Here is a 6,075-nt window from a genome sequence, read left to right as displayed (position 1 = left end):
GATTCTTGAACAACCTGAGATTGATCGTTTTCAAGGTTCTTGGGTTGCCTCAATTAAGTTTTGGATCTGGCTTGTGTTGAGTTTCGTCAGTTTCAAATCGCTTTAATTGAAATGTCCTTTTGACTGATTTATTTGCTGACACACAGCTCTGGAAATCTGGTGACGCAAAAGGTTTAGCGGTTGCTGAAAGGGCGCTTTCTTTGTTGTTGATTCTGTAAGTGGCTCTCTTTGGCTCAGATCGCTGTGAAATTTAGGGTTTGGTAAACATCGTATTTGCACGTAACTTATTAAAATCTCTTCATTTCTACGGTGGTTTACTTTGAATTCACGGTAAAATTCACATAACAAGCAATTCAAGTGGATTCTCAACGCGTGGCAGTTTTACTATGCGTTAGGTAAAGTGTTTTACGGTGCAATGCGGCGGCTTGGTCAGTGCGTTGTTCACCACTTAATTGGGCGTTAGCTGGGGTTAAGAAAAGCTGTGAATTAAGGGTGGAAAGGCTTTCGGTTTTCTAGCTACACACCGGACAAATCTTAGTTTTTCAACTATCTCGCCAGTGGCACTTTTCGGGAAGTGTTTGAACTTAACGAAGTCTGCTTACGGGAAGTGTTGTGTTTGTTAAGTTCGTTGGTGTGGCTTCTTGGTTGTTGAAATTTATGAATGCCTAAATTCATTTCGTGTGCTCTGTCGTTGGCTTTTTCGATAGAATTCTTTGCAAATTACCATGCTTAGGAATGGGGATTTCCTCGGTCATTTCTTCTTTGCCAAGCGCATTTCGTGGATTAGGTTTTAATTTCACAGCTGTCCGTTTTACTTTGCCGTTTGAAAGCAATAATGTGTTCCAAACTAGGCACTTTGGCGTAATTTGCTAGCGAAAGTGCAGCAGCTAACTAGGCGTTTAAGACGGATTCCCAACGCTTGGGAGTTTCGGTTCTAGGTTGATTTTTGTGTTTAAGGCGTAATGGTTTAGGATTGTGGTCGCGTTGCTCACCACTTAACGCGGCGTTAGCTGGGGTTAAGAAAAACGGTGAATTTAGGGTGGAAAGGCTTTGGGTTTTCTAGCTACACACCGGACAAATCTCAGTTTCTCAACTATCTCGCCAGTGGCACTTTTCGTGAAGTGTTTGAACTTAACGAAGTCTGCTTACGGGAAGTGTTGTGTTTGTTAAGTTCATTGGCGCAGCTTCTTTGTTGTTGAAATTCATGAATGCTTAAATTCATTTCGAGTGCTCTGTCGTTGGCTTTTTTGATAGAATTCTTTGCAAATTACCGAGCTCAGGAATGGTGATTTATTCGGCCATTTCTTCTTTGCCAAGCGCATTTCGTGGATTGGGTTTTAATTTCACAGCTGTCTGTTTTACTTTGCCGTTTGAAAGCAATAATGTGTTTCAAATTAGGCACTTTGGCGTAATTTGCTAGCGAAAGTGCAGCAGCTAACTAGGCGTTTAAGACGGATTCCCAACGCTTGGGAGTTTCGGCTCTATCTTGAGTTTTGTGTTTAAGGCGCAATGGTTTAGGATTGTGGTCGCGTTGCTCACCACTTAACGCGGCGTTATGTGTTTGATGAGTTTTTAGGGTTAACTCTACGATTTCATTGAAAATTCGTTCCGTTTTTTCGGCAAGTTGGCTTGGTCGAAATGGATCCTTGGACAACCTGAGATTAATCGTTTTCAAGGTTCTTTGGTTGCCTCAATTAGGTTTTGGATCTGGTTTGTGTTGAGTTTCGGCGGTTTCCAGTCGCTTTAATTGAAATGTCTTTTTGACTGATTCGTTTGCTGACATTCAGCTCTGAAAGTCTGATGAAGCAAAAGGTTTGGTTGTGGCTGAAAGGACGCTTTCTTTGTTGTTGATTCTGCAAGTGGCTCTCTTTGGCTAAGATCGCTGTGAAATTTAGGTTTTGGTAAGCATCGGTTTTTTACGTAACTTATTCAAATTTCTTCGTTTCTACGATGGCTTACTTTGAATTCACGGTAAAATTCACATAACAAACAATTCAAGTGGATTCTCAACGCGTGGCAGTTTTACTATGCTTCAGGTAAAGTGTTTACGGTGCAATGCAGTGGCTTGGCCAGTGCGTTGTTCACCACTTAATTGGGCGTTAGCTGTTAAAAAGTGTCTACCTATAAATTATTGGAGGATTTATGAAAGGTCATGCTAAATGTTTATGTGGCTCAGTCGCACTAGAAGTTGAATATGCTAGTAATGAGGTGGCGGCATGTCACTGTAGCATATGTCGCAATTGGGGCGGTGGTCCAATGCTAGCCATCGATTGTGCTGATTCAGTACAAATAGCAGGTGAAGAAAGTGTCACAAGATACTCATCCTCAGAGTGGGCAGACAGAGGGTTTTGCAATAAGTGTGGAACACATTTGTTTTATTACCTTAAGCCTGCAAATCAGTATCACCTGCCAGTTGGCTTGCTTCAAGGTGATGACAATTTTCAGTTTACTCATCAAATATTTGTTGATGAGAAGCCCGAATACTATGATTTCAAAAACGAAACTCAGAATATGACTGGTGCTGAAGTGTTTGCTCATTTTGAAGCTGAAGGGTAAACAGCTAACAAGCAATTTAAGAGGGATTCACAACGCTTGGCACTTTTGTTTCTACTTCAGTTTTAGTGTTTATGGCACAATGCTTTAGGTTTGGGTGGAGGCGTTGTTCACCCCTTAATTGGGCGTTATGTGTTTGATGAGTTTTTAGGGTTAACTCTACGATTTCATTGAGAATTTGCTCTGTGTTTTCGGCAAGTTGGCTTGGTCGAAATGGATTATTAAACAACTTGAGATTGATGGTTTTCAAGGTTCTTGGGTTGCCTCAATTGCGTTTTGGATCTGGTTTGTGTTGTGTTTCGTCGGTTTCAAATCGCTTAAATTAAAATGCTTTTTTGACTGATTCACTTGCTGAGGTTCAGCCCTGAAAATCTGGTGAAGCAAAAAATTTAGCGGTCGCTGAAAGGTCGCTTTCTTTGTTGTTGATTCTGCAAGTGGCTTTCTTTGGCTAAGATCGCTGTGAAATTTAGGGTTTGGTCAGCATCGTTTTTGTACGTAACTTATTCAAATCTTTTCATTTCTACGGTGGTTTACTTTGAATTCACGGTAAAATTCACATAACAAGCAATTCAAGTGGATTCTCAACGCGTGGCAGTTTTACTATGCGTCAGGTAAAGTGTTTTACGGTGTTATGCAGCGGCTTGGCCAGTGCGTTGTTCACCACTTAATTGGGCGTTAGCCGTCATGGAGCTTGCTATACTCAAAGTGATAGAATAGTATCACTTTAGTATTCCTTTGGAGCCGCTCTCATGAAAGTAGAACTAGTTACATCACTTAAACGTCAAGCAACTAAGATCCTCGCCGATCTCCACGACACCAAAGAACCAGTGTTAATTACCGAGCATGGTAAGCCATCCGCGTATCTAGTTGATGTTGATGATTATGAGTTTATGCAAAATCGTTTGGCTATTCTTGAGGGTATTGCGCGAGGTGAACGCGCACTAGCTGACGGTAAAGCTATAAGTCATGATGAAGCCAAGGACAAAATGTCAAAATGGCTAAACTAATCTGGACTGAGCCAGCGTTATCTGACCTCAACGATATTGCTGAATACATCGCACTTGAAAATATTGTTGCTGCAAAGCAGTTAGTACAAACGATCTTCTCCAAAGTCGAACGCCTACAAACTTTCCCAGAGTCAGGTCGTATACCACCCGAACTAGAACATTTAAGTTATCGTGAAGTTGTCGTTAATCCATGTCGTGTTTTCTATAAACAAGACGGTGACAAAGTGTTTATTTTGTTTGTTATGCGTGCAGAGAGAGATTTGCGTAAGTTCTTGTTGAGTAAGCAATAATCTTTGGGAATGAGCGGCTAACAAACAATTTAAGAGGGATTCCCAACGCTTGGCATTTTTGCTTCTACTTCAATTTTAGTGTTTACGGTACAATGCTTTAGGTTGGGTGGTAGCGTTGCTCACCCCTTAATTGGGCGTTAGCTGGGGTTAAGAAAAACGGTGAATTTAGGGTGGAAAGGCTTTTAGTTTTCTAGCTACACACCGGACAAATCTCAGCTTCTCAACTATCTCGCCAGTGGCACTTTTCGGGAAGTGTTTGAACTTAACAAAGTCTGCTTACGGGAAGTGTTGTGTTTGTTAAGTTCGTTGGCGCGGCTTCTTTGGTGTTGAAATTCATGAATGCCTAAATGCATTTCGTGTGCTTTGTCGTTGGTTTTTTCGATAGAATTCTTTGCAAATTACCAGGCTCAGGAATGGTGATTTTCTCTGTCATTTCTTCTTTGCCAAGCGCATTTCGTGGATTGGGTTTTAATTTCACAGCTGTCTGTTTTACTTTGCCGTTTGAAAGCAATAATGTGTTTCAAATTAGGCACTTTGGCGTAATTTTCTAGCGAAAGTGCAGCAGCTAACTAGGCGTTTAAGACGGATTCCCAACGCTTGGGAGTTTCGGCTCTAGGTTGAGTTTTGTGTTTAAGGCGCAATGGTTTAGGATTGTGGTCGCGTTGCTCACCACTTAACGCAGCGTTAGTTTGCAAAGGGTAGAAAAGCGTTTGGGTCTAAAAGCTTGGTTCTTCGTTCTAGCTATACACCTGTTCGATTTCTAATCTCACGAACTTTCCGGTGGCACTATGTGTGCAGTGTTTGTGGTGGGCTAGTCGTTTACGGGCTCTAACTTTTTCGCTACGTTCTTTTGCGCGGCTTCTTTTTCGTTGTGACTAAATTGCTCTCAACAAGTTTTGTCGCACTTGGCTGTTAAGCTCATCGAACGAATCCTTTGTCAGCTCTAATCCTTCAAACTGTGGTTGTCTGGCGCATGTCGTTTCTTAGCCAAGCTCGTTTTGTTGGTTGGTTTTGAGTTCTGTCGTTTTCAGTTTTACATCTGCGTTCAAAGCCAGTAGTTTGGTAGTCAATTCAGCACCTTGGCGCTAAACCTTTGGTTTATCGCGGTAGCAAACTAACAAAACGCTTAAGACGGACTAACAAACGCTCGGCATTTTCGGTTCGGTTTGGTTGCGTGATTAAGGTGCTCAAATTGGGTTAGGTGGTAAGTTTGTTAGCCACTTAGCTTAGCGTTAGGTTTCTCCGCGGGAAACATCGAATTTGAGGGTTTTGGGTCATGGATTATGAAACGAAGTTACAACTTGCTCACAAAGAATTAAGTGACAAAGGTGTTTGGAAGTCGAACTACAATCCACCAATTGTAAAGTTGCTACGTAGACTTGGAATGTGTTTTCCGCCACCTTATTACCAGAGCTATTTTGCAAACGTTGTTCTTTGTGTGGTTTTCTTCGCTCCTGTATGGGGAATATTTCAATGGTTTCTCGTGTGGAACGAGCTAGATAAACCAGTTTTAGAAGCAGTTTTTATCTCGTTACTTGCTGGCACGTTGTTTGGCTTGGTTATGGCAACCTTCTACTACATTAGGCGTAAGCAATTAAGTCTAACTGATTGGGGTTCATTGGGTGATTGAGCCCAAAACCTAACAAGGCATTTAAGACGGATTCCCAACGCTCGGCATTTTCAGTTTGCTTTGAATTTAGTGTTTACGGCACAATAGTTTAGGTTCGGTGGTATGCGTTGCTCACCACTTAATGCGGCGTTAGGCGGCCTATTACATTGAAAGGTTTTGAGGTGAGGGTAGCTTCTGTTGTTGTCTTGAACATCGTCTTCTGGTTGAGCAACATGTGCATTCGGGAGCTCATCATTTAAGTGTTACCTTTCGCGCTTTGTTTGGTCGTGCCAACGGGCAAGTTTTCACGATAAGTAAGTCCTACAAATTGCACGCAACGGTTTCAATTTCAAAACCTTTTGCCAATAATCAGCGTTCAATCGTTGGGGCGGCCCCTAACAAATTACTTAAGTGGACGCTCAAACGCTCGGCATTCTTGGCTTGGAATTTGGTATGCTTGGTAAATTCAGTGGCAGCGCCACTTAGTAAGGCGTTAGCTGGGGTTAAGAAAAACGGTGAATTTAGGGTGGAAAGGCTTTGGGTTTTCTAGCTACACACCGGACAAATCTCAGCTTCTCAACTATCTCGCCAGTGGCACTTTTCGGGAAGTGTTTGA

General features: G+C 42.0%; 4 protein-coding genes. All 4 read left to right on the top strand.

The features are described 5' to 3' along the window. Window positions 1-2,142 precede the first annotated feature (2,142 nt). The 4 genes from AACW06_RS18660 (at window position 2,143) to AACW06_RS18645 (ending at window position 5,480) form a co-directional block, all read left to right on the top strand. Entirely contained in the window at window positions 2,143-2,556 is a 414-nt protein-coding gene (locus AACW06_RS18660) for a GFA family protein (RefSeq protein ID WP_192076219.1), read from the top strand. A gap of 746 nt (window positions 2,557-3,302) precedes the next feature. Beyond that, window positions 3,303-3,560, top strand: a complete 258-nt coding sequence (locus AACW06_RS18655) for a type II toxin-antitoxin system Phd/YefM family antitoxin (RefSeq protein ID WP_045569027.1) — start codon at window positions 3,303-3,305, stop codon at window positions 3,558-3,560. After that, the gene (locus AACW06_RS18650; protein ID WP_064626847.1) at window positions 3,548-3,850 is read left to right on the top strand and encodes a type II toxin-antitoxin system RelE/ParE family toxin; all 303 of its coding nucleotides are present in this window, start codon (window positions 3,548-3,550) and stop codon (window positions 3,848-3,850) included. Before AACW06_RS18655 ends, AACW06_RS18650 begins: the two co-directional genes overlap by 13 nt. A 1,276-nt stretch (window positions 3,851-5,126) precedes the next feature. After that, window positions 5,127-5,480 (top strand): DUF6404 family protein, encoded by a 354-nt coding sequence (locus tag AACW06_RS18645; protein WP_192076218.1) that lies wholly within the window; start codon window positions 5,127-5,129, stop codon window positions 5,478-5,480. Window positions 5,481-6,075: the final 595 nt, after the last annotated feature.

The sequence above is a fragment of the Vibrio sp. S12_S33 genome (assembly GCF_963889785.1).
In the GTDB taxonomy this organism is placed as follows: domain Bacteria; phylum Pseudomonadota; class Gammaproteobacteria; order Enterobacterales; family Vibrionaceae; genus Vibrio; species Vibrio aestuarianus.
Note: the sequence above shows the minus strand (reverse complement) of the source record. Positions and strands in the feature narration are given on the sequence as shown.